The sequence below is a fragment of the Dactylosporangium thailandense genome (assembly GCF_059739745.1).
The window spans coordinates 6490102-6514132 of sequence record NZ_AP029195.1 but is presented as its reverse complement, the minus strand read 5'-3'; the positions used below and the strand labels follow the sequence as shown (position 1 = coordinate 6514132).

Sequence of the window (24031 nt, the reverse complement as noted above, 5' to 3'; positions counted from 1 at the left end):
CGGCTCGACCGCGCCGCCCGGGTGGGCACCGGGCCGGCTTTGCGGTGCTCGGCCCGGTGGCGGAGGTCGCGCGCGGGCCGGACTGATTCCACTGTGCGCGGGCCGTGGGGATCGCAGCTCGCCCCTGTCTATGACCGGCTCGGCTGCGCGTTGCCGGGACCGGGCGCGAGCCCTCCCTTGCCGCGCGGGGCTTGAGCGGTGCGGTCACCGGCGGCGCGGCGCCCGTCGCGCTCGGGGCGGTCAGCGCAAGAAAGGCGACCCGGCCTCGGCCGTGCCCCGGTGCTGCTCACCCGCGCGAAGCCAGCTGGCTTCGCGCGGGTGAGCAGCCGGTTCTTGGCACCTGCGCTGGCCGCCTTCACCTGCGCTGCCGTTGATCGCGGCCTGTCCGGCGCGCTCGTCGCGCTCGGGTCGGCGACGGTCAGCGGCTGCGCCGTGTGGAGCGAGGATCGGCCGGCTCCGCGCGGGGCCTGCGGTGATCAGCCGTCGATGCGGTGGGTCGTCCAGAACGAGGACAGGCTCGTCGAGCCGGCCGCCGCCTGGGCTGCCGCCTTGAAGTCGGGCACCGTCGAGACGCCGTACCAGTGTGACTGCGCGTAGTTGAACATCAGGCTGGTCATGGCCGTCGTGCCGAGGGTGCGGCGCAGGTCGTGCAGTGCGCACTTGCCGTAGCCGTAGATGACCGTCGAGTAGCGGGACGAGTGCGCGTCCCAGTAGGCCATCGAGCTGGTCAGCCGCTCGCTCGAGGACTGCCACGTGACCGAGTTCCAGCAGTTGGTGCCGGTCTTGTTGAAGTACAGGTCCGTCGCGTAGTCGGTGAACGCCTCGTCGAGCCACGGTGTCGTGTATTCGTCGTCGCCCACGATCCCGTAGAACCACTGGTGCGCGAGCTCGTGCGCGAGGGCGTTGCTCGACACCACGTCGAGCACGAAGCCCGGGTACTCCATCCCGCCGAACCAGAAGTTGTTGTCCAGTACGACATCGGCCTCGCCGTACGGGTACGCCCCGAAGCGCTGCGAGTGGGCGTCGAGCGCGCCCAGCGCCGTACTCAGCATCGAACTGGCGCTGGAGGCGCTGATCGCGCTGGTGCGGTACACGTTGACGGTGTATCCACCCGGGGACACGCCGGTGGTCTTCGTGAACGGACCCGCCGCCCAGGCGAAATCGCGCACGTTCGTCGCCGAAGCGTGCGTGATCGTGCGTCCGCTCGTGCCCGGCGTGTCCGTCGACGTGCCGGTCGCGGGCACCGAGATGGACGTCGGGTGATCGAGTGTGACGTCGAAGTCGCTGATGAGGCTGTAGAACGACTCGCCGTTGTTCGTGTACGGCGAGAGGTGCCAACCGGCCCCGTCGCGCACCGCGAGCACCGGAAGCGCGTTGCCGATGAAGTTGTACGCCCCGTCGCGCCCGAACCGGTCAGCCCCCGCGGGCACCACGATCCCGAGGTCGAACCCGATCGTCGCGGTCGCGTTCTGTGCGAGCGGGGCGGGCAGCGTGATCTTCAGAGCCGTACACCCGACGCTGAGCGAACCTGCAGAGCCTCCGGTCACGTTGGTCACCGTGATCGGCGTGTTGGACGGGCACGTGCCGTGGTAGTTGTCCCACAGCCGCAGGTACACCTCGGGCAGTGTCGTCGGCGAGGTGTTCGTGAACGTGACGGACTCGTGACCGCTCCACGAGGCGCCGGTGCTGTCGCTCGTGAGCGTGACGGTGTAGTCGGCCAGGCCCGGGGTCCGGGTCGTGTCGACCGCGGCGAACGCGGCCGGGGCGGTGACCCCGACGGCGACGGCGGTGGCGGTGGTGACCGCGACGGTGAGCGCGGTCAGAAGCCGGATGGTCATGCGGCCAGCGTGAAAGCGGTGAGTGATGACTGTCAATATATACGAACCCGAGTCGCGACCCTCTTGACGTCGTACCGTGCGGCAGGAGTAGCGTGCCGGTTGAGAGAGCGCTCTCTAGTCCCCGCCAGGATCGCAAGGAGAGCCATGCGCACTCGAACACACCGTCACGCCCGGCGCTGGGCCGCGGGCGTCACCGCCGCCGCGGCGCTCGCCCTGGTCGCCGTCACCGCCGTGGCGCAGGCCGGCACGTCGAACAACGCCCAGCTCGCGGCCGCCGCCGCGCCCGCGCCGCCGCCCGGCTTCACGCTCACGTGGAGCGACGAGTTCAACGGTGCCGCGGGCACCGGGGTGAACACGGGCACGTGGAAGTACGACACCGGTCCGGGCAGCAGCTTCGGCACCGGCGAGATCGAGACCATGACGAACAGCACGGCCAACGTCTTCCAGGACGGTAACGGGCACCTGGTGCTGCGGGCCTTGCACTCGGGTACCGATCCGAGGGCCGGCTGGACGTCCGGCCGCATCGAGACCCAGGCCGCCACGTTCGGCGCCGACGCCGGCGACGTGGTGCGCATGGAGTCCTCGATCCAGCAGCCGAACGTGACGACCGCGAACGGCGCCGGCTACTGGCCCGCGTTCTGGATGCTCGGATCGACACTGCGGACCGGCACTTCGTGGCCGACCAGCGGCGAAATCGACATCCTCGAGGACATCAACGGCCGCAGCTCCGTCTTCGGCACCCTGCACTGCGGGGTCAACCCCGGCGGCCCGTGCAACGAGTCGACGGGCATCGGCAGCGGCGAGCGCGCGTGCGCCGGGTGCCAGACCGGCTACCACACGTACGCGGTGGAGATCGACCGGTCCAAGTCGCCGGAGGAGATCCGCTGGTACCTCGACGGCGCGAACTACTTCACGCTGCCGGCCACCCGCGTGGACGCCACGACGTGGAACAACGCCGTGCACCACCCGTTCTTCATCATCTACGACCTGGCCATGGGCGGCGGATTCCCCGACGCCTTCGGTGGCGGCCCGAACGCGAGCACCGTCTCCGGCGCGCAGATGAACATCGACTGGGTGGCCGTGTACAACAAGAAGGGCGGCACGACCAGCCCGCCCCCGACCGGCACCAACATCGCGCAGGGCAAGCCGACGACCGCCTCCTCGACGGAGAACGCCGGCACGCCTGCGTCGGCCGCGACTGACGGAAACGCCACGACTCGCTGGTCGAGTGCGTTCAGCGACCCGCAGTGGCTGCAGGTCGACCTCGGCCAGACGTACAACCTGACGAGCGTGAACCTGAACTGGGAGGCGGCGTACGCCAAGGCCTTCCAGATCCAGACCTCGAACGACGGCACGAACTGGACGTCGATCTACAGCACCACGACGGGCGCGGGCGGCAATCAGACGCTGAACGTCACGGGATCGGGTCGCTACGTGCGCGTTTATGGCACGCAGCGCGCGACCGCGTACGGGTACTCGCTGTACGAGTTCGGCCTCACCGGCACGCCCGGCGGCTCGACCGGCACCGTGATCTCCCAGGGCCGGCCGACCACCGCGTCGTCGACGGAGAACGCCGGCACGCCTGCGTCCGCCGCGACCGATGGCAACACCGGGACGCGCTGGTCGAGCGCGTTCAGTGACCCGCAGTGGCTGCAGGTGGACCTCGGCGCGACCCGGGCCATCAGCAAGGTGAATCTGAACTGGGAGGCGGCGTACGCCAAGGCCTTCCAGATCCAGACCTCCAATGACGGCACGAACTGGACGTCGATCTACAGCACCACGACGGGCGCGGGCGGCAACCAGACGCTGAACGTCACCGGGTCCGGTCGCTATGTGCGCGTTTACGGCACCCAGCGCGCAACGACCTACGGCTACTCCCTGTGGGAGTTCCAGGTCTTCGGCTGATCGCTGCTGACGGGGCTCCAGGGTTCGTCCGTCCTTGGAGCCCCGCCATGCCCGCTGCGCGCTTCGCATGCTGCGCGGTGTCACGTTCGCGCGGAACGCGTTCTTGCGTCGCGCGTTCGTGCGGTGAGCGGGTTGCGGGCGGCGCGTTCGTGCGGTGAGCGGTTCGTTCCTTGCGCGTTCGCGCACTGCGCGACTCGCAGACTGCGCGTTCGTGCGGTGAGCGGGTTGCGGGCGGGGCGTTCGTGCGGTGAGCGGGTTGCGGGCGGCGCGTTCGTGCGGTGAGCGGTTCGTTCCTTGCGCGTTCGCGCACTGCGCGACTCGCAGACTGCGCGTTCGTGCAGTGCGCGTTCGGCCATTGAGCGTCCGCGCAAGTGAGCGCCACGGTCTTGCGCGTTCGCACATTGCGCGTTTGAACACTGAGCGGCTCGTGCAGCGCGCGACTCGTGCACTGCGTGTTCGTGCAGCGCGCGACTCGTGCACTGAGCGTTTGCGCGGCGAGCGATTCGTGCGCTGAGCGATTCGTGCGCTGAGCGATTCGTGCGCTGAGCGATTCGTGCGGCGAGCGATTCGTGCAGTGCGCGTTCGGACGGCGAGCGGTTCGTGCAGTGAAGGTTCGAGCGGGTGCGCGAGGCGAGGGCGTCAGCGTGTGAAGAACGCGTCGACTCGGGCGGCCACGAGCGCCGGGCGGTTCAGGTCCGGCGCGTTGTGGTCGGCGCCCGCCAGGACCTCGTGCTGCGCCAGCGGCAACAGCTCCGCCAGGCGCGGCACCGTGTCGCGCAGGTATGCCACCGACTTCGCTCCGGCCAGGAGCAGCGTCGGTGACCGTATCGCCGCGTAGCGCGAACCGTCGGAGTCGAGCCGCGCGACCTCGCCGAGCTCGGCCGGGCTGGTCGGCATCATGGCCCGCGTCTCGGCTCCATCGGTGCCGCGCAGGAGCAGAAAGGCCAGGCCGTAGTGCACGGCCAGCGGTACGTCGGGCAGCGGCACGATCCCGGTGCGCTTCGTGAACGTCGCCATCGCCGCGTAGGCGCGGCCGGCCGTGACCAGCTCTGTGAAGCGTGGCAGCCACGAGAGGTCGAACGCGCCGTCGAGGCTGACGGCCGGCTCATAGACGGCCAGCCCGGCGAAGGTCCGGCGCAGCGCGGCGTGCAGGGCCGCCAGTCCGCCGTAGCTGTGGCCGAACACCAGCTCGGACCCCGTCGCGTCGGCCACGGCGAGAACGTCGTCGGCCTCGCGCTCGATCGAGTACGCCGCGCCCTGTGGCCCGCTCGCGCCGCGGCCCCGGCGGTCGATCGAATGGACACGGTAGCGGGGCAGGTTTTGGATGAACGTGTCGTAATGGTGCGCGCGCCGGTTGTTGCCGGGCACCACCACGAGTCCGGGTCCGTTGCCGGTGCTGTGGTAGGTGATGGCCGTGCCGTCGGCGGAGAATGCGACACACAAGTCGGTCATGCGGGCAGTCTGGGGAGTCGCGCTGACAAAGCCCTGTCAGACCGCTGCCACCGGGTCTGAGCACAGGCGCGGATGAACCACCAGTGCGGGAGTGCAGGGATGCACGATTGTGCAATGTTGGTTGCACGTGGAGTTGTGGCGCTGATGGGGCGGTCAGGCTGTTGCTGCCCATTCTGAGCGCAGGAGGCCGAAGATCGCGCAGTCGTGGAAGTGGCCGTCGCCTTCCAGGGAGTGTTGGCGCAGCGTTCCCTCGCGGGTGAATCCCAGGGACGTCAGCAGCCGGACCGATCGATCGTTGGCCGCGACTGTCTGGGCGTGCACGCGCTGCAGCCGCATCGTGGTGAAGCCGAAGCGCAGGATCGCCCGTGCCGCCTCCTTGGCGTAGCCGTGGCCCCAGTGCTCTTTCGCGAGATCGTATCCGAGTTCGGCCCGCCGGTGGGCGGGCTGCCAGCTGTGCAGTCCCATGAGGCCTATGACCCGGCCGCTCAGCTCCAGTGCCCAGTGCCGGCGTAGGTCTGCGGCGGACTCGGCCAGCAGGTACTCGAGGAATGCCTCGGTCTCCGCCAGCGTGCGCATCGGGTCGTCGTTGAACCGCTGGACCTCCGGGTCGCCGCGGAACACGAGCACGTCTGCGGCGTCGGTGACGGCCGGCTCGCGCAGGACGAGCCGGGCCGTGCGGATCGGCTGCAGGGCCACGAACGGCAACCCTATCGGGGAACGTGGCCGCCCCGCCTTGGGCCTCCCGTCCGACGAGCAGCGAAGGCCCGTAGCGGACCTCCCGTCGGGAGCAGAGAAGGCCCGACGATCGTCGTGCGCGGCAGCGGGTGCTGAGCAAGCTCACCCCGGGCAACCGTGCGCCCCAAAGGCCCGACGATCGTCGTGCGCGGCAGCGGGTGCTGAGCAAGCTCACCCCGGGCAACCGTGCGCCCCAAAGGCCCGACGATCGTCGTGCGCGGCAGCGGGTGCTGAGCAAGCTCACCCCGGGCAACCGTGCGCCCCAAAGGCCCGACGATCGTCGTGCGCGGCAGCGGGTGCTGAGCAAGCTCACCCCGGGCAACCGTGCGCCCCAAAGGCCCGACGATCGTCGTGCGCGGCAGCGGGTGCTGAGCAAGCTCACCCCGGGCAACCGTGCGCCCCAAAGGCCCGACGATCGTCGTGCGCGGCAGCGGGTGCTGAGCAAGCTCACCCCGGGCAACCGCGCGCCCCAAAGGCCCGATGGCGGGGCGTGCGAACCCGGGCCCGCGAACGCAGGGCGGGAGAGAGCACAATCAGCAGAGTGCGAATCGGGCTGCTAGGACCCCTCGAGGTCGTCGGCGGGGACGGGGTGCCCCTCGAGGTCGGCGGCTCGCGGCTGCGTGTGCTCGTCACGCTCCTCGCGCTCGAGCCCGGCCGAGTCGTCACCGCCGCGCGGCTCACCGACGGGGTGTGGGGCGAGCATCCGCCCGCCGGGGCCGGCAACGCGCTGCAGTCGCTCGTCTCGCGGCTGCGCCGGGTGCTGCCCGACGGCGTGCTGCAGGCGCGCCCGACCGGGTACCTGCTGGACATCGACGCGGAGGACGTCGACCATCTGCGGTTCGAGGCGCTCGTCGGCCGGGCCCGGGCCGCGGGCGACCCCGGCTCGGCCGTCACGCTGTTCCGGCTGGCCGAGCAGCTGTGGCGCGGGCCGGCGCTCGCCGACGCCGGGGAGGCCGCATTCGCCCGGCCGTGGCGGGCCCGGCTCGATGAGCTGCGCTTCGCCGCGATCGAGGACCGGATCGAGGCCGAGCTCGGCATCGGGGAGCGGGTCGTCGCCGAGCTCGAGGCGCTCGTCGCCGCGCATCCGCTGCGGGAGCGGCTCGTCGCGCTGCTGATGCGCGCGCTCGCCGGGGCCGGGCGCGGGGCCGAGGCGCTTTCCGTGTTCGAGCGGTGCCGGGACCGGCTCGCCGAGGAGCTGGGCGCTGATCCGTCGGCGGGGCTGATGGCGGTACACCTGCAGGTTTTGCGCGGTGAGCAGCAGCGGCCCGCCGAAGGTAACCTGCGCGCCGCGCTCACCAGCTTCGTCGGGCGTGACGCCGATCTGGCCGCGGTGCGCCGGCTCGTCACCGGGGGGCGGCTCGTCACGCTCGTCGGGCCCGGGGGTGCGGGCAAGACGCGGCTGTCCGTCGAGACCGGGCGGGCACTGGCCGGGCAGATCCCGGACGGCGTCTGGCTCGTCGAGCTCGCGCCGCTCACCGACCCCGGCGACGTGATCCAGGCCGTCTGGGGCGCACTCGGCCTGCGGGACCCGGCCGGCAAGCCCGCCGCGCCCGGCCGCCGCCTCGACGCCGACGACGCGCCCCGGCGCCTGGCCACCGCCCTGGCCCACCGGCGCCTGCTGCTGATCCTCGACAACTGCGAGCACGTCGTCGCGGCCGCGGCCGAGCTCGCCGAGCGGCTGCTGGGGGAGTGCCCGCACCTGCGGGTCCTGGCCACGAGCCGGGAGCCGCTCGGCATCACCGGCGAGGCGCTCTACGGGGTGGAGCCGCTCGCGGAGGACTCGGCGGCGCGGCTGTTCGCGGACCGGGCCGCGGCGGTGCGGCCGGGGCTGGCGGGGCTGCCCGAGGACCCCGGCGCCGTCGCCCGGATCTGCCGCGCGCTGGACGGGATGCCGCTGGCGATCGAGCTCGCCGCGGCCCGCTGCCGCTCGCTCACCCCGGCGCACATCGCCGACCGGCTCGACGACCGGTTCCGGCTGCTCAGCCGGGGCAGCCGCACCGCCCGGCCCCGCCACCAGACGCTGCGCGCGGTCGTCGACTGGAGCTGGGACCTGCTGGCCGAGCCCGAGCGTGCGATGCTGCGCCGGCTGGCGATCTTCCCCGGCGGGGCGACCGTCGCCGCCGCGGCCGCCGTCTGCGATCCCGGCGGGCGCCTGGGCGACCCGGACGAGCTGCTCACGACCCTGGCGGAGAAGTCGCTGCTGGTGGCCGGCGACGATCTGCGGTACCGCATGCTCGAAACGATCCGCGCGTATGGCCTGGAACGCCTGGACGAGGCCGGCGAGGCGGACGGGGTGCGCCGCCGCCACGGCGCCTGGTTCCTGGCGCTGGCCCAGCGGCTCGAGCCGGCGCTGCGCGGCACCGGGCAGCTGGAGGCCCTCGCCGAGCTCGGCGCCGAGCACGACAACCTGCACGGGGCGCTGCGGCGGGCGATCGCGGCCGGGGACAGCGATCTCGCGGTGCGGCTCGTCGCGGTGGTCGGCTGGTACTGGTGGCTCGGCGGGCACCGGGTCGAGGGCGCGGCCCTGGCCTCGGCCGCGCTGTCGCTGCCGGGCCCGTCCGACCCCGACGCCCGGGCGATGGCCTGCGGGGTGGCCGCGGTCAACGGGTTCGACGGGCTCGGCGATTCCGAGATGCTCGACGGGTGGTTCTCCGAGGCGGTGGGGTACCAGGGCGAACACCCGCTGTCCCGGCTCTTCCAGGCGGTCGCGGGCCTGTATCGGCAGGGCCCGGTCGGGGCCGTGCTCGAGCGCATCGCGGCGCTGTCCGACGACCCCGACCCCTGGATCGCCGGGCTCGGCCGCCTGCTCGTCGGGCACACGCTGCTCAACACCGGCGCCCACGCGGCCGAGTCGCGCGCCGCGTTCGAGTCGTCGCTGGCGGCGTTCCAGGGCATCGGCGAGCGCTGGGGCATGTCGTTCGCCCTCGCCGCCCTCGCCGAGGCCAAGGCCCACGAGGGCCGCCACCGCGAGGCGATCGCGCACTACGAGGAGGCGCTGACCTACCTGCGGCTGCTCGGGTCGACCGAGGACCGGCCGGTCACCGAGGTGCGGTTGGCGCAGTTGTACTACCTGATCGGCGACGAGCCGCGCGCGGACGCGGTCCTCGCCGAGGCCCGGCACACCGCCCGGCGCTCGGGGGTGCCCGACAGCATCGCCTTCGTCGAGTACGCCTTCGCCTACCGGGCCCTGCGCACGGGCCGGTTCGACGAGGCCCGCGACCGCTTCGACCGGGCCCTCGACCTCGTCGGCGGCAACCGGGTCTCGCCGCAGATGCTCGCCCTGCTGCACTCCGGCCGCGCGGTGCTGCTGGCCCGCGACGGCGAGCACGCCGCGGCGGGCGACGCGATCCGCTTCGCCGTCGTGCAGGGCCGCGCCGCGTTCGACGCGTACGCCGTCGCCAACGCGGTCGACGACGCCGCCGAGGCCGCGCTGCTGGGCGGGGACGCGGCGCGCGCGGTGACGCTGCTGGCCGCGGCGCGGGCGGTCCGCGGCACGGACGACGCCACCCGGCCGTGGACCGCGGACGTGGACGAGCGGGCCCGCGCGGCGCTCGGTGCCGAGGCCGTGCCCGGCGCCGTCGAGCGGGGGCGCGGCGCGACGCTCGGCAACGTCCTGGACTACTTCCCCGCGCGTAAATGCGTTGAGCAGGTACCGGCTCCCGAGGCAGGCTGAAGGCACCGCAGCACACACCCCGGGGGCCTCACCATGCGTCTGATCCGTGATCTGTGGGCCACGTCGCCGCGAAGAACCGTGGCCGTGGCCCTGCTCGTCGTGCTCGGCGCGGCCGGGCAGGCCGCGGCGTCCGCGGTCGGCGGATCCGTGCTCATCCATCGATCTTGGGCGATGTTCGGAGTGCTCGCGGCGTCCCTCGCGGCCGCCGTGCTCACCGACCTCGCCGTCGGGCTCATCATGGCCCGGCTCACCGCCGACTGGTGCGCCGACGTGCGCCGGCGCCTGTGCCGGGTCGCGTTCGGCCAGGATCTGCCGACGCTGGAGACGACACCGGTCGGCGAGCTGCTCGACCGGATCGACAACGACGTCTACCAGGTCGCCGGCGAGATGCGCAACGCCGGCGTCCGCATCGCGCAGTCCGCCTGCTACACGGTGCTGTCGATCGCGACGGCGCTGTTCGTGTGGTGGCCGGCCGGGGTCGCGATGATCGTGATCGTCGTCGGGCTCACCATCGGCCTGCGCAAGCCCACCTCGAAGATCGCCGCCAGCCGGATGGGCGAGGAGGAGGCCTGGAGCGACCTCGCCGCCGTCATGGAGGAGAGCATCCACGGCCAGGACGACGTGCGCACCTCGCTGGCGCGCCCGTACGTGCTGCGCCTCTTCGCGCGCCGGGCCGCCGCCGTGCTCGAGCGCGGGCGCAAGGTCTGGGTGCGCTCGGCCGCCGTCACGTCCGTCGCCTCCGGCTTCGTGCGGCTCACCATCGCGCTCATCGTGCTCGGCGGCGTGTGGGCGCTCGCGACCGATCGCATCGACGTGGCCCGGCTCAGCGCGATCTGGCTGCTGGCCCTGGGCTTCGGCGGGACCGTCGAGCACGCCAGCCGGATGGTGCCCGACCTGCAGTACGCGCTCGGCGCCTGGGCCCGCGTACAACTCCTGCGTGACGCCGCGCAGGAACCCGTCGGCGGCCGGGCACCCGCGGCCGGGGACCTCGAGGTGCGCGACCTGACCTTCCGGTACTCCGAGACGGCCCGCAAACCGGCCCTGCGCGACGTGACGCTCACGTTCGCCCGGGGCCGTTCCTATGCGCTCATCGGGCGCACCGGCTCCGGCAAGTCGACGCTGGCCAAGGTCCTCACCCGGGCCGTGGACATCCCGCGCGGCACGGTCCGCCTGGGCGGCACCGACCTGCTCGACCTCGACCTGGAGCACCTGCGCCGGTGGATCGCGGTCGTACCGCAGCGCACGGAGATCCTCGCCGGCACCCTGGCCGAGAACATCGCGCTGTTCGACCCCGCCCTGCTCGGCGCGGCCGCGCGGGCGGTGGACGAGCTCGGCCTGACCGGCTGGGTGGCCGAGCTGCCCGACGGCCTCGACACCCGCCTCGGCGACGGCGGCCACATGCTCTCGGCCGGACAGGAGCAGCTCGTCGCGTTCGCGCGCATCGTGGTCCGCGACCCGCAGGTGGTCATCCTCGACGAGGCGACCGCACGGCTCGACCCGGTGACCGAGGCGCAGGTACAGCGGGCCACCGCGCGGCTGCTGGCCGGGCGCATCGGCATCATCGTGGCCCACCGGCTCTCCTCGGTGCAGCAGTGCGACGAGGTCGTCGTGCTCGCCGACGGCGCCGTGGTCGAGGCCGGCCCGCTCGCCTCCTCGGAGCGCTTCGCCGCGCTGCTGGCGGCCTCGACGCTCGAGCGGCCGGCCTCGTCCGCGGGCGCTGCCGCGGGCGCCGTGGTCATCAGCGGCGCGGGGGTCGTCAGCAGCGCGGGGATCAAGGCCGACCCGCCGCCGCTGCCGTCGGTGCCGCGGGCGCGCACCCTGTGGAACATCTTCAAGCTGGCCACGAACGACTGGCGCTTCGGCCTCGTCTCCGTGGTCATCTTCGCGCTCATGATGCTCGTCGCGCTCGACGGCTCGGTGCTGCCGTGGCTGTGGGCGGACCTCGTCGACGGCCTCGGCAACGCGCTGTGGCCGGCGCTCGGGATCGCGGCGGCGCTGCTGGTGCCGATGGCGCTGCCGTACTACACCGGCAAGTGGTTCCCCGAGTGGTGGGTCCGCCAGCTGCTGCGCATCAGCCTGCGCCTGGTGCACGGGCAGACCGGCGCCCGGCGGGTCAGCAAGCACACCCCGGCCGAGGTCGTCTCCCAGGGCGGCGACACCGAGCGGGTGGTCATGCTCGCCGACCACCTCATCGACCAGTGGATCTGCCTGTGGGCCATCGTCTCGATGACGATCGTGGCGGGCTCGTTCGTCCCGGCCGGGTTCATGGCCGCGACGATCGTGCTCTCCGGGCTCGCCGCCGCGCTGTTCGGGCCGGCGCTGAAGCGCTCGGCGCAGCGGACGGTCGCGGCGCGGGCCGCGTTCGCCACGGCGCTCGTGTCGTCGCTTTCGGCCGCCCGTACCGTGAAGCTCGCCGGCGCCACCGTCCCGGTGCTCGAGCACCTGGCGAAGCTCGACCGCGTGCGCAGCTTCCGGGTGCGGCGGGAGATCGCCGTGCAGATCTGGGCCCGCTCGACCCCGGCCCTGGCCAGCGGACTGCTGCCGATCGGGGCCTGGGCGCTGCTGCTGTCGGGCCGGCTCTCCGCGGGCGCGACACTCGTGGCGGTGTCGACGCTGGGCTCGGCCCGCTGGTTCGCCTGGACGACCGCGTCGCTGGTCTCGCAGCTGCCCTCGGCGCGGGTCTGGACGCGGCGGACCATCGAGATGGTGGGCAACGGGGAGTACGCCGCCGCCGTCCCCGGTGTCGATCTCTCCGCCGGCACCGCGCCGGCCCCGCCGACGGCCCCGCGGCACCCGCTGCGGCGGCTGGAGCTCGCCGGGTTCGCGGCCGTGCACGAGGACGGCACCGTGGCCGTGCGCGACCTCGACCTGGCCGTCGAGCGCGGCCAGCTCGTGCTCGTCGTCGGCCCCGTCGGCTCCGGCAAGTCCTCGCTGCTGCGGGCCCTGGCCGGGATCGTGCACCACACGGGGAAGCTGCGCTGGAACGGCGAGCCGGTGACCGAGCCCGAGATGTTCCTGCGGCCCAACCAGATCGGGTACGTCGCGCAGCTGCCCCGCGTCCTGTCGGGCACGATCGCGGACAACATCGCGCTGGGCCACGAGGTCGACGCGGACAGCGCCGTGTCGACCGCGCAGCTGGAGCACGACCTGACCGCCGCGGGCGCGGGCCTGGGCCTGCTCATCGGGCACAAGGGCACCCGCCTGTCCGGCGGGCAGCTCCAGCGCCTCGCGCTGGCCCGCGCCCTGGCCCCGCGCACCGAGCTGCTCATCGCCGACGACGTGTCCTCGGCGCTGGACGTGACGACCGAGCTGGCGCTGTGGCAGGCGCTGCGCGAGCACGGCGTGACGGTCATCGGCTCCACGTCCAAGCGCGCGGCCCTGACCCAGGCCGACCGCGTCGTCGTCCTGAAGGACGGCACCGCGGCGGCCCAGGGCACCTGGCGCGAGCTCGAACCGGACTGGGGCCACCTGGCCGGCTAGAGCGTCTGGATCAGGCCGCCGTCGATGGCGAAGTCGGCCCCGGTGACGTTGCCCGCGCGGCCGCCGGCGAGGAGGAGGACCAGGTCGGCCACCTCCTCGGGCTCGGTGAACCGGCCGGTCACCGAGTCGCCGGCGGCCTTGCGGGCCACGTCCTCGGGCGCGGCGCCGGCGGCCTTGGCCACGGTCACGGCGACGCCGTCGGCGCCGAGCCACAGCCCGGTGCTCACCGGCCCCGGGCTGACCGTGTTCACCCGGATGCCGTGCGCCGCGACCTCCTTCGACAGCGCCTTGGAAAAGCTCGCCAGGGCCGCCTTGGCCGCGCTGTAGTCGATCACGAGCGGGTCGGGGAGGCGGGCGTTGACCGAGTTGACGGTCACGATCGCCCCGCCCCCGCGCGCGATCAGGTGCGGCAGCGCGGCCCGGGTGGTGCGCACCGCGGCCAGGAAGTTGATCGTCAGCGTGGCGAGCCAGTCGTCGTCGGTGACGGAGGCGAACCCGCCCGGGCGCGGCCGCACCGCGCCCACGTTGTTGACCAGGATGTCGAGGCCCCCGTGCGCGGCGAGCGCCGCGTCGACGAGCCGCGCCGGGCCGTCCGGCGTGCTCAGGTCCACCGCGACCGGCGTGACCGCCTCCCGCGCGGCGAGGTCGGACAGCTCCGTGGTGAGGCCGCGCGCCCCGGCCACGACCGCGGCCCCCTCGGCGGCCAGGGCGCGGGCGATGGCGAGCCCGATGCCCTTGCTCGCCCCGGTGACGACCGCGGTCCGGCCCTTCAGTTGCAGGTCCATGGCGTCTACAGGCCGTGGCGCCGCAGCCAGTCGAGGGCGACGTCGGCGACCTCGCGCCAGCCGTGGTCGATGGTCAGCGAGTGCGCCCGGTCGGCGAACTCGTGGATGTCCGTGACCGCGTCCGAGTGCCGGTACTGCTTCAGCGTCGCCCGCGTGACCGCCTCCGGGACGGTGTGGTCGCGGCCGCCCATCATGAGCAGCAGCGGCCCGCGCATGTCGTTGTCGACGTCGACCTTGGCCGGCGAGTGCGGGTCGAAGTTGGCCGCGGCCGCCTCGAACAGCGGCTTGCCGGGCGCCGGGATCGCCCACCGCTCGAAGAGCTCGTCGGACTCCTCCTCGCTGATGGCGTTGCCGAAGGCGTAGCGGAACTGCTCGGCGGTGAGGGAGACGGCCCGGTGCCGGTTGGCCGGGTTCTTGAACACGGGGAAGGTGACCCGCAGCGACGACAGGGGCAGGGGGAGTACCCCCTTGATCTGCGCGGCGTCGATGGCCACCGCGGCCGCGGCGAGGTCCTGGCCGAGCAGCTTCTGGGCGATCATGCCGCCGAACGAGTGCCCGATGATGATCGGCTTCGCGTCCAGCCCGTCGATGATCTTCGCGTAGTGGGCGACGACGTCGTCGATGCCGTGGTCGGCGATCGCGTCCGGTTCGGCGCGGGAGCCTTCGACGGTGTCGGGTTCGCCCGGCCAGCCGGGGGCCGCGGTCCGGTAGCCCGCGTCGGTGAACAGCTCGGTCCAGGGAGCCCACGAGGTGGCGTGCAGCCACAGGCCGTGGATGAAGAGCACCGGCGTCTCGGTAGTCATGCCCGGACCGTACGGCGCCGAGGTCCGGCTTCGCTTGCGTCACATGACGGTCATTGCCGCGCGCAGCTGGGCTCGCGACACGATGCCGAGCTTCGGGAAGATGCGGTGCAGGTGGGAGCCGACGGTGCGATGGGAGAGGTACAGCCGCTGCCCGATCTCGCGATTCGTGAGCCCCTCCGCGGCCAGCTGCGCGATCTGCAGCTCCTGCGGCGTGAGCCGGTCGCGCGCGTCGGGCACCCGGCCGCGGCTCGCCTCGCCCGAGGCACGCAGCTCGGCCCGGGCCCGCTCGCCCCAGGGGATGGTGCCCAGCGCGTCGAAGGTACCGCGGGCCGCGCGCAGGTGCGCCCGCGAGTCGGCCACCCGCCGCTGCCGCCGCAGCCACTCGCCGTAGCTGAGCTGGACCCGAGCCCGGGCGAAGGGCCACGCGCCCGGCTCGGCCCGCAGCGCGGCCCGGAACAGCGGCTCGGCCTCGCCGTCGCCGGCCAGCAGCGCCCGCGCGTGCCGCAGCCCGTGGTGCAGGGCCGGCGACGGGGTACGCCGCGCGACCGCCTCCATCTCCGCCACCACGCCCGCCACCGCCTCCGGCTGCCCGCTGCGCACGGCCGCCTCGGCGAGCTCGGGCACGACGAAGCAGCGGTAGCCGAGGTGGTACGCCGGATCGGCCGGATCGTGGATGCGCAGCAGGTCGGCGAGCGCGTCGGCGTGCCGCCCGGCGCCGAGCGCCACCAGCCCGCGGGCGTGCTGCACGGCCGCCAGCACCGCCCGTGCCGTCCCGGGCAGGCTCGCCCGCTCGGCCTGCGCCGCGAGCCGCTCGGCCTCGTCGGCGTCGCCGCGCAGCGCGCACAGGATCGCCTGGGTGGCCCGGGCCGTCGCGGCGACGATCGGCTGCGAGGTGTCGCGGGCCAGCCGGAAGGCCTCGTCGGCCGCCGGCATCGCGACGTCCAGGTCGACGAGCTGCGAGCAGCTCCACGACTGCAGCGCGAGCGCCCGGGCCAGCAGCCCCAGCCGCCCCTGCGCCCGCAGGTCGGCCAGCGAGCCGGCGAAGAACCCGGCGGCGAGGTCGAAGGCGCCGACCGCCATGGCCGCGTTGCCCGACATCCGCGCCGCCCGCGCATCGGTGGTGACGCCCGGCTCCCGCAGCCGCCCGAGGACGACGGCGCCACAGTCGATCGGGGAGGTGTACGCGAGGACGACCAGCAGCCGCGGGTCGCGCGCGTCCACGTGCACGTGCCCCGCCGCCGCGACCACGCTCGCCCGCGCCTCGACGCCCGGCTCGGTCCACCAGCAGCGCAGGGCCGCCCCGTACAGCAAGTTCAGCGCCAGATCCGGGTCCTCCGCCGCCGCCCGCTCGGCCACCTGCGCCAGCGACCAGGTCGCCTGGGCCCGCCCGAGCACGCCGTCGTCGAAGCTGTCGCGAATCCAGGCCGTGCGCCAGCGCTGCCGCTCCGACAGCGTCAGCCGCTCGGCCGAGCCCAGCAGCCGCCCGACCGCGTCGCGCCGGCCCAGCTCGAACGCCAGCTCGGCCGCCCGCAAGAGCCGCTCCCCACGCGCGCCCGGGTCGCGGCTCAGCGCGGCCGCCCGCTCCAGCGCGGCCACGCCGGCCGCGACCCCGCCCCGCCGCTGCGCCCGCCCCGCGGCCGCGTCCAGCTCCGCGGCGATCCCGTCGTCCGGCCCGGCCGTGGACGCCGCCCGGTGCCACACCCGGCGATCGTCGTCGGGGATGACCTGGGCCAGCGCGGCATGGGTCCGGTACCGCGGCCCGAGCCCCGCCCGCTGGTGGATCGCGGAGCGCATGAGCGGGTGCACGAACCGCAGCCGCTCGCCGTCGGCCCCGGCCTCCACTTCGACCAGCCGCGCCGCTATCGCGGGGGCCAGGTCGTCGGCGGTACACTGTGCCCCTGCGGTGATGCTGGCCGCGGCCAGCGTCTCACGGAGCGCGTCGCCGTCGTTGAGCGCGGCGGTGACGAGCACGGCGCGCGTGGCGTCCGGCAGCCCCGACATCCGGTCCGCGAACGCCTGCTCGAGCCGCGCCGTCAACGGCAGCACCCCGCCACCGCCCGGCACCCGGCCCGCGCTGCCCGCACTCGCGTTCACCGATTCCGCAGCCGTGTCGTACGCGCTCGCGCTCGCCGGTTCTTCTGCTGCATTGCGGTGCGCGCTCGCGCTCGCCGCTTCTTCTGCTGTGTTGTGCCCGTTTGCGTTCGCCGGTTGTGGTGCTGCGTTGTGCGCGCTCGCGTTCGCCGGTGTTCGGGTTCTGCTGTTCCGGGACGTCGGCTCGGGCATTCCGAGTGCGTCGCCCCCTCCGGCCGCAGGTGTTTCGACACTCCCGGCCGCGGGTGTTTCGGCAGGTCCGGGCGTGAGTGCTTCGACGCTCCCGGGCGCGGGTGTTTCGACGCTCCCGGGCGCGGGTGCGGCAGGCTCCCCGGCTGCGAGGACGGCGGGCAACTCGACCAGCGCGAGCGGGTTCCCGGCCGCTTCGTGCAGAACCCGCAGCCGTACCCCCTCCCCAAGCCCCGGCGCCCGCCCATCGAGCACCCGTTCCGCCGAGCCCCGATCCAGCCGCGGGAGCGCGAGTTCGGGCAGCCCGCTGTCCGCGAACGGCCCGTCGAACCCATCCCGCAGCGCGGCGAGCAACACCACCGGCTCGAACTCGAGCCGCCGGGCCACGAACACGAGCACGTCCGCACTGGCCGCGTCCAGCCACTGCGCATCCTCGACGACGAGCAGCACCGGCGCCTGAGCGGCGGCCTCGCCGAGCATGGACAGTGTGCCCAGCGCGATCAAATACAGATCCGCAACGGCCGCGTCACCGCGCCCGAACGCCGCAAGCACGGCCCCGCGCTGCGGCTCGGACAGCCGATCGACCTGATCGAGAACGGGCCGCAACAATTGGTACAGCCCCGCGAACGCGATCTGCGCCTCACTCTGCACCCCGGTGGTCGAAAGCACCCGCATCCGCGCGCGATCGGCCACCCGAGCGGTCTCGGCGAGCAGCGCCGACTTCCCGATGCCGGCCTCTCCCCGAACCACGATTGCGGAACCTTCGTCCCGGACGCGCTCGACCAGCCCGTGCAGGAGCCGTACCTCGGCCCCGCGCCCGACAATCGGAGCCTCCGTCGACATGCCTCACATCATCCACACTCCAAGCCACCCGTGGCCGCCCAGCCCGACTCCGCAATGTCGCGCTCGACACCGCAGCACTGCAGCGACCGCCGGCCCGCCGCCGCGCTCCACGCCCCGCGCTCCACGGCCCCGCGCCCCGCCGCGCTCCACGGCCCCGCGCCCCGCGCTCCACGACCCCGCGCTCCACGGCCCCGCGCCCCGCGCCCCGCGCCCCGCGCCCCGCGCTCCACGGCCCCGCGCCCCGCGCCCCGCGCCCCGCGCCCCGCGCCCCGCGCCCCGCGCCCCGCGCCCCGCGCGAGTCTGGGCAGGCACGGTCAGACGGTGACGAGGCCGGACTCATACGCGAACACGACCAGCTGCGCACGATCGCGCGCCCGGAGCTTCGTCATCGCGCGGCTCACATGCGTCTTGGCCGTAGCCAGGCTGATCACCATCCGCGAGGCGATCTCATCGTTGGACAGCCCCCGGGCGGCGAGCGCGACCACCTCGCGCTCCCGGTTCGTGAGGGTGCTCACCGCCCCGTGCAACGGCCCCCGCGGCGGCCGCGCCACGTACTCACCGATCAACCGCCGCGTAATCGCCGGCGACAGCAGCGCATCACCCCGGGCCGCGACCCGCACCCCATAGAGCAGATCGGCCGGCTCCGTATCCTTGACCATGAACCCGGCGGCCCCGGCCCGCAGCGCCGCGTACACGTATTCGTCTAGCCCGTAGTTCGTCAAAATCACCACGTGCACCCCCGCGAGCGCCGGGTCGCCCGCGATCCGCCGCGTGGCCTCGATCCCGTCGACACCGGGCATCTGAATGTCGACGAGCGCCACGTCGGGCAAATGCTCCGCGGCCAGCGCAACCGCCTGCTCCCCGTCCACCCCTTCGGCCACAACCTCGATGTCGTCCTCAGCCGCGAGCAGCGCCCGAAACCCGGCCCGGATGAGCGCCTGATCGTCGACGAGCAGTACCCGAATCATGAAGCCACCGCCGCCCAGCCGCCCCGAACGACGTCCCCGCACCTCATGCCGCACCGCCTGGATTCCCTTGCGCTGATTCGTTTCGGCGAACTCCATCGCGGCACAGCGCCGCTCCGATGCGTGCGGAAGTTCCGCTCGACGGCATTTTCGCGGCTCACGTTCGGACCGACTTGGGCTCGTTGTGCGGCGCGGTGGGGGTCGACGTGACGTCGGACGCCGAATCCGCTTGTGATGCAACGCGTTGCGCCGACGAGCCGGAAGTCGTGATGGTGCTGCGAACCGTGACGTCCGGCGCCGGATCGGGCTCGCCCGGGTCGTCCTGCGTCGGTGGAGCCGAAGTCGCGGGGGCGGGTGGCGTTGGGATGGGAGTGGGTGCGGGTGGGGCGGTCAGTGGGAGGCGGGCCTCGACGGTGAAGCCGCCCGCTGGGCGTGGGCCTGTGCGCAGTGAGCCGCCCAGGGCCGTCACCCGCTCGCGCATCCCCGTCAGGCCCACGCCCGGGACCGGAGCTGTGGTCGTGCCGCGGCCGTTGTCGTCGACGCGGATGGTCAGGGTGGTCGCCGCGAACTCCACGCACACCGTCGCCTCCGCCGGGCTCGCGTGGCGGGCGGCGTTGGTCAGGGCCTCCTGGACGATGCGGTAGGCGGTCTCGTCCACCGCCGGTGGCACGTCGCGGCACGGCCCGGTCGTGTGCACGGTCACCGGCAGGCCGGACCGTTGCGCGCCCTCGGCCAGGCGGTCCAGGTGTGCCAGTCCGTTGCCGTTGTCGTCCGTGGTGAGCGGGTCCGGGGCGGTGCGCAGGACCTCCAGGGTGTTGCGCAGCTCACGCATCGCGTCGGTGCTCGCGTGCTGGATGGCCAGCAGGGCCTCCGGCACCGGCTCGTCGTGCTTGCGGGCCAGGTGCACGGCCACGCCGGCCTGGATTTTGATGATGGAGATGCTGTGCGTCAGGGAGTCGTGCAGCTCGCGGGCGATGCGCAGGCGCTCCTCCACGGCTCGGCGGCGGGCCGTCTCCTCCCGGGTGCGCTCGGCCTCCTCCGCTCGGCGCTCGACCTGCTCCAGGTAGGCACGGTGCTGCCGGGTCACCTCGGCCATCACGCTCGAGGCGACCATCCAGCCGATGATGAGGAACCAGCGCTGGAACACCTCCGCCGGGCGGGCACCGGATCCGATGGCGTCGCCGACGATGCCGACCACCAGGATTCCGGCGATCGCGGCGCGGGCGGTCTTGCCGTGGCCGCGGTGGACCGTGGTGTAGAGCGCGATGAGCACCGGCAGCGCGGGCCCCACGCCCGGATAGCCGAGCACCAGGTAGGCGAGCAGGCTCGCGCCCGCGATCGCCAGCACGGACCGCGGATAGCGCCGCCGGGCGATCAGCGCGAGCCCGGCGACGATGAGCAGCAGCACGCCCGGCGCGTCGAGGCCGGTGCGGCCGGCCGGAGCCGTGAGGGCCCCGCCGGCGGCCAGCACCGCCGCCCCGGCGGCCAACGCCAGATCGCGCCACACGTGTTTCATGGGCCTGACGTTAGGCGGTCGGAGGCGGATGCGCGTCGGCCTAGGGTGGTATCCGAGTTGTCATCTCAGGGTGGTACAAGATCTAGACCGTGGTCTGACGACTTGATCTCCGTTTCGGAGCAACATCTCCGGCCATGAACGCACGAACGGTCCACATGGCGCTGCGGGGGACCAGCGCCGCGCTCGCAGTCCTCGCCGCGGTTCAGGTGCTGTTGGCCGGAAGCTTTCTCAGCGGGCACTACGCGGTGCTGCGCTGGCACATGATCGGCGGCTTCTCGATGGTGGTCGTCGCGCTGCTGCAGACGGTCCTGGTGTTCCTGCCCGGGCGCCGCGAACGGCCGCCGTCACTCACGCGCGAGGGCGTCATGATCCCGGTCCTGCTGGCGACCCAGGGCGTCCTGGGGGTGTTCCGCATCCTCGAGCTGCACGTGCCGATCGGCGTGCTCATGGCGATCGGCACCGTCCATGGGGCGATGTGGGCGTGGAGGACGCCGCTGCCGAACGCCCGCGAGCGGGCCGAGGCGGTGACGGCATGAGAAGGCGCGCGCTGCTCGGGGCCGGGGCCGCCGCGCTCGGCGTCGCCGGGCTCGGATGGTCGCTGCTCACGCCGAAGCGGCCGGGGAAGCTCCTGCACAGCCGGGCGGAGCTGCCGAAGCCGTTCGAGGCGCGGCTCACCGTTCCGCCCGTGCACACCGGCGACGAGATCGTGCAGCGGGAAGCCGATCTGCACATCCTGCCGGGGCTGACGACGCGCGCTTGGACGTACGACGGAAGCTTCCCAGGCCCGACGGTCATCACGCGTTCGGGGCGGGCCGCGGCCCTCACGCACCGCAACCGGCTGTCCGAGCCCGTGGTGGTGCACCTGCACGGCGGGCACACGCCGGCCGACAGCGACGGCTATCCGATCGACGAGATCATGCCCGAGCGCGGCACCGCGACCGCCGCCACGCACCACGACATGGCCGCGATGAGCGGGGACATGACCGTGGGCAGCCGGACGTACCGCTACCCGATGGCCCAGCGCGCCGCGACCCTCTGGTACCACGACCATCGCATGGGATTCACCGGCCCGGCGGTCTATCGCGGGCTGGCCGGATTCCACCTCGTGCGCGACGACGAGGAGGACGCGCTGCCGCTGCCCCGCGGGGAGCGGGAGCTGCCGCTGATGCTCACCGACCGCGCGTTCGAGGCCGACGGCTCCTTCCGCTACCCGACCGGCGACCCGGCCTTCATGAACGGCGTGCTCGGCGACGTCGTGCTCGTCAACGGACTGCCGTGGCCGGTGCACGAGGTCGACCCGGCCCGCTACCGGCTGCGGCTGCTCAACGCGTCCAACGCCCGGCGGTACCGCCTCGAGCTCGACCCGCAGCCGCCGGGCGGAGCCGCATTCACGCAGATCGGCAGCGACGGCGGCCTGCTGCGACAGCCGATCGGGCACGACTCGCTGCAGATCGCGCCCGCCGAGCGGTTCGACGTCGTCGTCGACTTCGGCCGCTTCAAACCCGGCACGCGCGTGCGGCTCGTCGACCGCGACGGCGGGAACGTGATGCGGTTCGACGTGACGGGTTCCCGTCGCGATGACGATTCAGCGGTACCGCCAATGCTCAGCCGAACCGCCGAACCCCTACCACCGCCGGCCCGCACGCGCACGTTCGCCTTCAACCAGGGACCCGACGGCACCTGGCGGATCAACGACCTGGAGTACCGGCCCGGCCGCGCGGTGGCCCGGCCGCGACTCGGGGAGGTGGAGCACTGGCGGTTCGTGTCCGACTTCCATCATCCGGTCCACCTGCACCTCAACCACTTCCAGGTGGTGTCGCGCAATGCGGGCGGGCTCGGAGCGTACGACCACGGGTGGAAGGACACCGTGGACCTGCGGGCCTCGGAGGCGGTCGAGGTCGCCGTGCGGTTCACCGACTACACCGGCACGTTCATGCTGCACTGCCACAACCTGGAGCACGAGGACATGGCGATGATGGCGGACTTCGTGGTCGAGGCCTGACCCTGGCGGGGCGCCGGACCCACGGCGAACGGGCTCGCGGTGCGCGGGCCGGCGGGCTCGCAGGGCGGCTGGCGGGCTCGCAAGGCGGGTGGCGGGCTCGCGAGGCGGCGGGTTCGAAACGTGCCGGCCACACCGCGCCGCACTCCAAGCGCGGCAGGCCCGCGGGGCGCCGGCGCGCAGCACAGCGCGGCGGGATGTGGAGAGGCAGGAGCACAGGGGCGGCTTGAGCGCCGCGGCGGAGTGAGACCCCGGAATTGGGTCCCCGGCTTGGGTCTTTGGGCCCAGGGATTCGACCCTACGGTGTGCGGGCCCTCGCCATCGTTCGTGCACGTCGCAAGCAGTTAGGAGATCCTCGTGCCAAACGTCAGGGGCCTCATCGCCGCCGCCGGGGCCGCGGCCGCCGCCCTCCTCGTCGTCACCGCCGCCATGGTGACGTCCGCCGATGCCGCCACGGCGGTGACCGTGCAGGCGGAGGCGTTCAGCGCGCAGTCCCAGGGCGCAGGTGGAGAACACCGTCGACACCGGCGGCGGGCAGGCCGTCGGCTACCTCGCCGACGGTGACTGGCTGCGCTATGACGGCGTCGACCTCGGCGCCGCCGGGGCGCTGAGCATCGGTGCCCGCGTCGCCTCCGCCGGTACCGGCGGGACGGGCGCCATCGAGCTGCGGACCGGCTCGCTCACCGGGCCGGTGCTGGCCACCATCACCGTCGCGCCGACTGGCGGGTGGCAGGCCTGGACCACGCTCACCGCCACGGCCGCGAGCCACCCGGCCGGGGCGCAGACCGTGTTCGCGGTCATGCGCAACGCGACCGGCGGCCGCGACTTCGTCAACATCAACTGGTTCTCGTTCACGAACGGGGCATCCGCCACCCCGAGCGCGAGCGCGAGCACGGGGTGGGTCAACGTGGACCCGGCGCGGTGGAACGCGCAGCTCGCCGAGTTCAACGCGATGGCCATGGATCCGGCGCCGGCGAACGCCGTGCGGGTGTCGGAGTTCAACGCCTCGTGCACGTACAGTCATTCGTTCAAAGACGACCCGATCGTCTTCCCGGGGCTGCCGGGTGCGTCGCACATGCACAGCTTCCTGGGCAACCACAGCACCAACGCGTTCTCGACGGGCGACACCCTGCTCGCCAACGCCGGCACGAGTTGCGCGCCGGCGCCGGACCTGTCGGCGTACTGGGTGCCGACGCTCTACGAGCACGGCGTCGCGGTCGAGCCGAAGGGTGTCGTCGTGTACTACGGCTCGCGCCTGACCAGCCCGGCGGCGACGGTGCCGTTCCCGCAGGGCTTCCGGATGATCGCCGGGGACGCGAAGCTGCAGCAGGCGACGCCGGCCGGCTCGGTCAACCAGTTCTACTGCGCCGGGCCGGGCGGAGAGACCGGGCGCAGTGCGGACGGCAACTGGCCCTTGTGCGCGCCGGGCGCCACGCTCATGTTCCAGCTCGTCTTCCCGGACTGCTGGGACGGCGTGCACCTGGACAGCCCGGACCACAAGTCGCACGTGGCGTACGCGTACACGGGAACGTGCGGCGGGGCGTACCCGGTCGCGATCCCGTCGCTGTCGTTCGTGCTCGCGTATCCGACGAGCGGCACGGCCGACGGGTTCACGCTCTCGTCGGGCATGGCGTCCTCGTTCCACGGTGACGCGTTCCTCGCCTGGGACAACGCGGCGCAGGGGCACCGGGTGAAGAACTGCATCGTTCAGAAGGCGAAGTGCAACACGGCCGGGACGTTCTGACGGGCGGTCCCAG

Annotated in this window: 14 protein-coding genes; 6 read left to right on the top strand and 8 right to left on the bottom strand. The window is 73.3% G+C overall.

Annotation, left to right across the window (positions count from 1 at the left end):
- Window positions 1-476: 476 nt before the first annotated feature.
- On the bottom strand, window positions 477-1838 hold the full coding sequence (locus AC6JBM_RS28605; protein WP_497977140.1) for a M1 family metallopeptidase: 1362 nt from the start codon (window positions 1836-1838) through the stop codon (window positions 477-479).
- A gap of 144 nt (window positions 1839-1982) precedes the next feature.
- Here AC6JBM_RS28605 and AC6JBM_RS28600 point away from each other — a divergent pair, with 144 nt between their 5' ends.
- Entirely contained in the window at window positions 1983-3743 is a 1761-nt protein-coding gene (locus AC6JBM_RS28600) for a discoidin domain-containing protein (RefSeq protein WP_497977139.1), read from the top strand.
- A gap of 639 nt (window positions 3744-4382) precedes the next feature.
- Here the strand turns inward: AC6JBM_RS28600 and AC6JBM_RS28595 are convergent.
- Both AC6JBM_RS28595 and AC6JBM_RS28590 read right to left on the bottom strand, forming a co-directional pair.
- Window positions 4383-5195, bottom strand: coding sequence for an alpha/beta fold hydrolase (locus AC6JBM_RS28595; protein WP_497977138.1), 813 nt, complete (start codon window positions 5193-5195; stop codon window positions 4383-4385).
- 153 nt (window positions 5196-5348) lie between these two features.
- Window positions 5349-5891, bottom strand: coding sequence for a GNAT family N-acetyltransferase (locus AC6JBM_RS28590; protein WP_497977137.1), 543 nt, complete (start codon window positions 5889-5891; stop codon window positions 5349-5351).
- A 580-nt stretch (window positions 5892-6471) separates the two neighbouring features.
- Between AC6JBM_RS28590 and AC6JBM_RS28585 the strand changes: the two genes are divergently transcribed.
- Window positions 6472-9603 carry an AfsR/SARP family transcriptional regulator gene (locus tag AC6JBM_RS28585; RefSeq protein WP_497977136.1) on the top strand — a complete coding sequence of 1044 codons (3132 nt, stop codon included), beginning with the start codon at window positions 6472-6474 and terminating at the stop codon, window positions 9601-9603.
- A gap of 33 nt (window positions 9604-9636) precedes the next feature.
- Window positions 9637-13083 carry an ATP-binding cassette domain-containing protein gene (locus AC6JBM_RS28580; RefSeq protein WP_497977135.1) on the top strand — a complete coding sequence of 1149 codons (3447 nt, stop codon included), beginning with the start codon at window positions 9637-9639 and terminating at the stop codon, window positions 13081-13083.
- On the opposite strand, the gene AC6JBM_RS28575 is transcribed toward AC6JBM_RS28580, so the two are convergent.
- The 5 genes from AC6JBM_RS28575 to AC6JBM_RS28555 form a co-directional block, all read right to left on the bottom strand.
- Window positions 13080-13868, bottom strand: a complete 789-nt coding sequence (locus AC6JBM_RS28575) for an oxidoreductase (protein WP_497977134.1) — start codon at window positions 13866-13868, stop codon at window positions 13080-13082. The two genes, AC6JBM_RS28580 and AC6JBM_RS28575, sit on opposite strands and share 4 nt — an antisense overlap.
- A gap of 5 nt (window positions 13869-13873) precedes the next feature.
- Window positions 13874-14671, bottom strand: coding sequence for an alpha/beta hydrolase (locus tag AC6JBM_RS28570; protein ID WP_350624798.1), 798 nt, complete (start codon window positions 14669-14671; stop codon window positions 13874-13876).
- A gap of 39 nt (window positions 14672-14710) precedes the next feature.
- The gene (locus AC6JBM_RS28565; RefSeq protein ID WP_497977133.1) at window positions 14711-17794 is read right to left on the bottom strand and encodes an ATP-binding protein; all 3084 of its coding nucleotides are present in this window, start codon (window positions 17792-17794) and stop codon (window positions 14711-14713) included.
- Window positions 17795-18108: 314 nt separating this feature from the next.
- Window positions 18109-18762 (bottom strand): response regulator, encoded by a 654-nt coding sequence (locus AC6JBM_RS28560; RefSeq protein ID WP_497986545.1) that lies wholly within the window; start codon window positions 18760-18762, stop codon window positions 18109-18111.
- A gap of 154 nt (window positions 18763-18916) precedes the next feature.
- Entirely contained in the window at window positions 18917-20275 is a 1359-nt protein-coding gene (locus AC6JBM_RS28555) for a sensor histidine kinase (protein WP_497977132.1), read from the bottom strand.
- A 134-nt stretch (window positions 20276-20409) separates the two neighbouring features.
- Here AC6JBM_RS28555 and AC6JBM_RS28550 point away from each other — a divergent pair, with 134 nt between their 5' ends.
- The 3 genes from AC6JBM_RS28550 (at window position 20410) to AC6JBM_RS28540 (ending at window position 24018) form a co-directional block, all read left to right on the top strand.
- Window positions 20410-20811 carry a hypothetical protein gene (locus tag AC6JBM_RS28550; RefSeq protein ID WP_497977131.1) on the top strand — a complete coding sequence of 134 codons (402 nt, stop codon included), beginning with the start codon at window positions 20410-20412 and terminating at the stop codon, window positions 20809-20811.
- The gene (locus AC6JBM_RS28545; protein WP_497977130.1) at window positions 20808-22277 is read left to right on the top strand and encodes a multicopper oxidase family protein; all 1470 of its coding nucleotides are present in this window, start codon (window positions 20808-20810) and stop codon (window positions 22275-22277) included. Before AC6JBM_RS28550 ends, AC6JBM_RS28545 begins: the two co-directional genes overlap by 4 nt.
- A gap of 502 nt (window positions 22278-22779) precedes the next feature.
- Window positions 22780-24018 carry a DUF1996 domain-containing protein gene (locus AC6JBM_RS28540; RefSeq protein ID WP_497977129.1) on the top strand — a complete coding sequence of 413 codons (1239 nt, stop codon included), beginning with the start codon at window positions 22780-22782 and terminating at the stop codon, window positions 24016-24018.
- Window positions 24019-24031 lie beyond the last annotated feature (13 nt).

What these genes read in the sequence shown, in the direction of transcription:
- AC6JBM_RS28605 (WP_497977140.1), bottom strand. Translation starts at nt 1,838, where the DNA reads ATGACCATCCGGCTTCTGACCGCGCTCACCGTCGCGGTCACCACCGCC.
- AC6JBM_RS28600 (WP_497977139.1), top strand. Translation starts at nt 1,983, where the DNA reads ATGCGCACTCGAACACACCGTCACGCCCGGCGCTGGGCCGCGGGCGTC.
- AC6JBM_RS28595 (WP_497977138.1), bottom strand. Translation starts at nt 5,195, where the DNA reads ATGACCGACTTGTGTGTCGCATTCTCCGCCGACGGCACGGCCATCACC.
- AC6JBM_RS28580 (WP_497977135.1), top strand. Translation starts at nt 9,637, where the DNA reads ATGCGTCTGATCCGTGATCTGTGGGCCACGTCGCCGCGAAGAACCGTG.
- AC6JBM_RS28575 (WP_497977134.1), bottom strand. Translation starts at nt 13,868, where the DNA reads ATGGACCTGCAACTGAAGGGCCGGACCGCGGTCGTCACCGGGGCGAGC.
- AC6JBM_RS28570 (WP_350624798.1), bottom strand. Translation starts at nt 14,671, where the DNA reads ATGACTACCGAGACGCCGGTGCTCTTCATCCACGGCCTGTGGCTGCAC.
- AC6JBM_RS28565 (WP_497977133.1), bottom strand. Translation starts at nt 17,794, where the DNA reads ATGTCGACGGAGGCTCCGATTGTCGGGCGCGGGGCCGAGGTACGGCTC.
- AC6JBM_RS28560 (WP_497986545.1), bottom strand. Translation starts at nt 18,762, where the DNA reads ATGATTCGGGTACTGCTCGTCGACGATCAGGCGCTCATCCGGGCCGGG.
- AC6JBM_RS28555 (WP_497977132.1), bottom strand. Translation starts at nt 20,275, where the DNA reads ATGAAACACGTGTGGCGCGATCTGGCGTTGGCCGCCGGGGCGGCGGTG.
- AC6JBM_RS28550 (WP_497977131.1), top strand. Translation starts at nt 20,410, where the DNA reads ATGAACGCACGAACGGTCCACATGGCGCTGCGGGGGACCAGCGCCGCG.
- AC6JBM_RS28545 (WP_497977130.1), top strand. Translation starts at nt 20,808, where the DNA reads ATGAGAAGGCGCGCGCTGCTCGGGGCCGGGGCCGCCGCGCTCGGCGTC.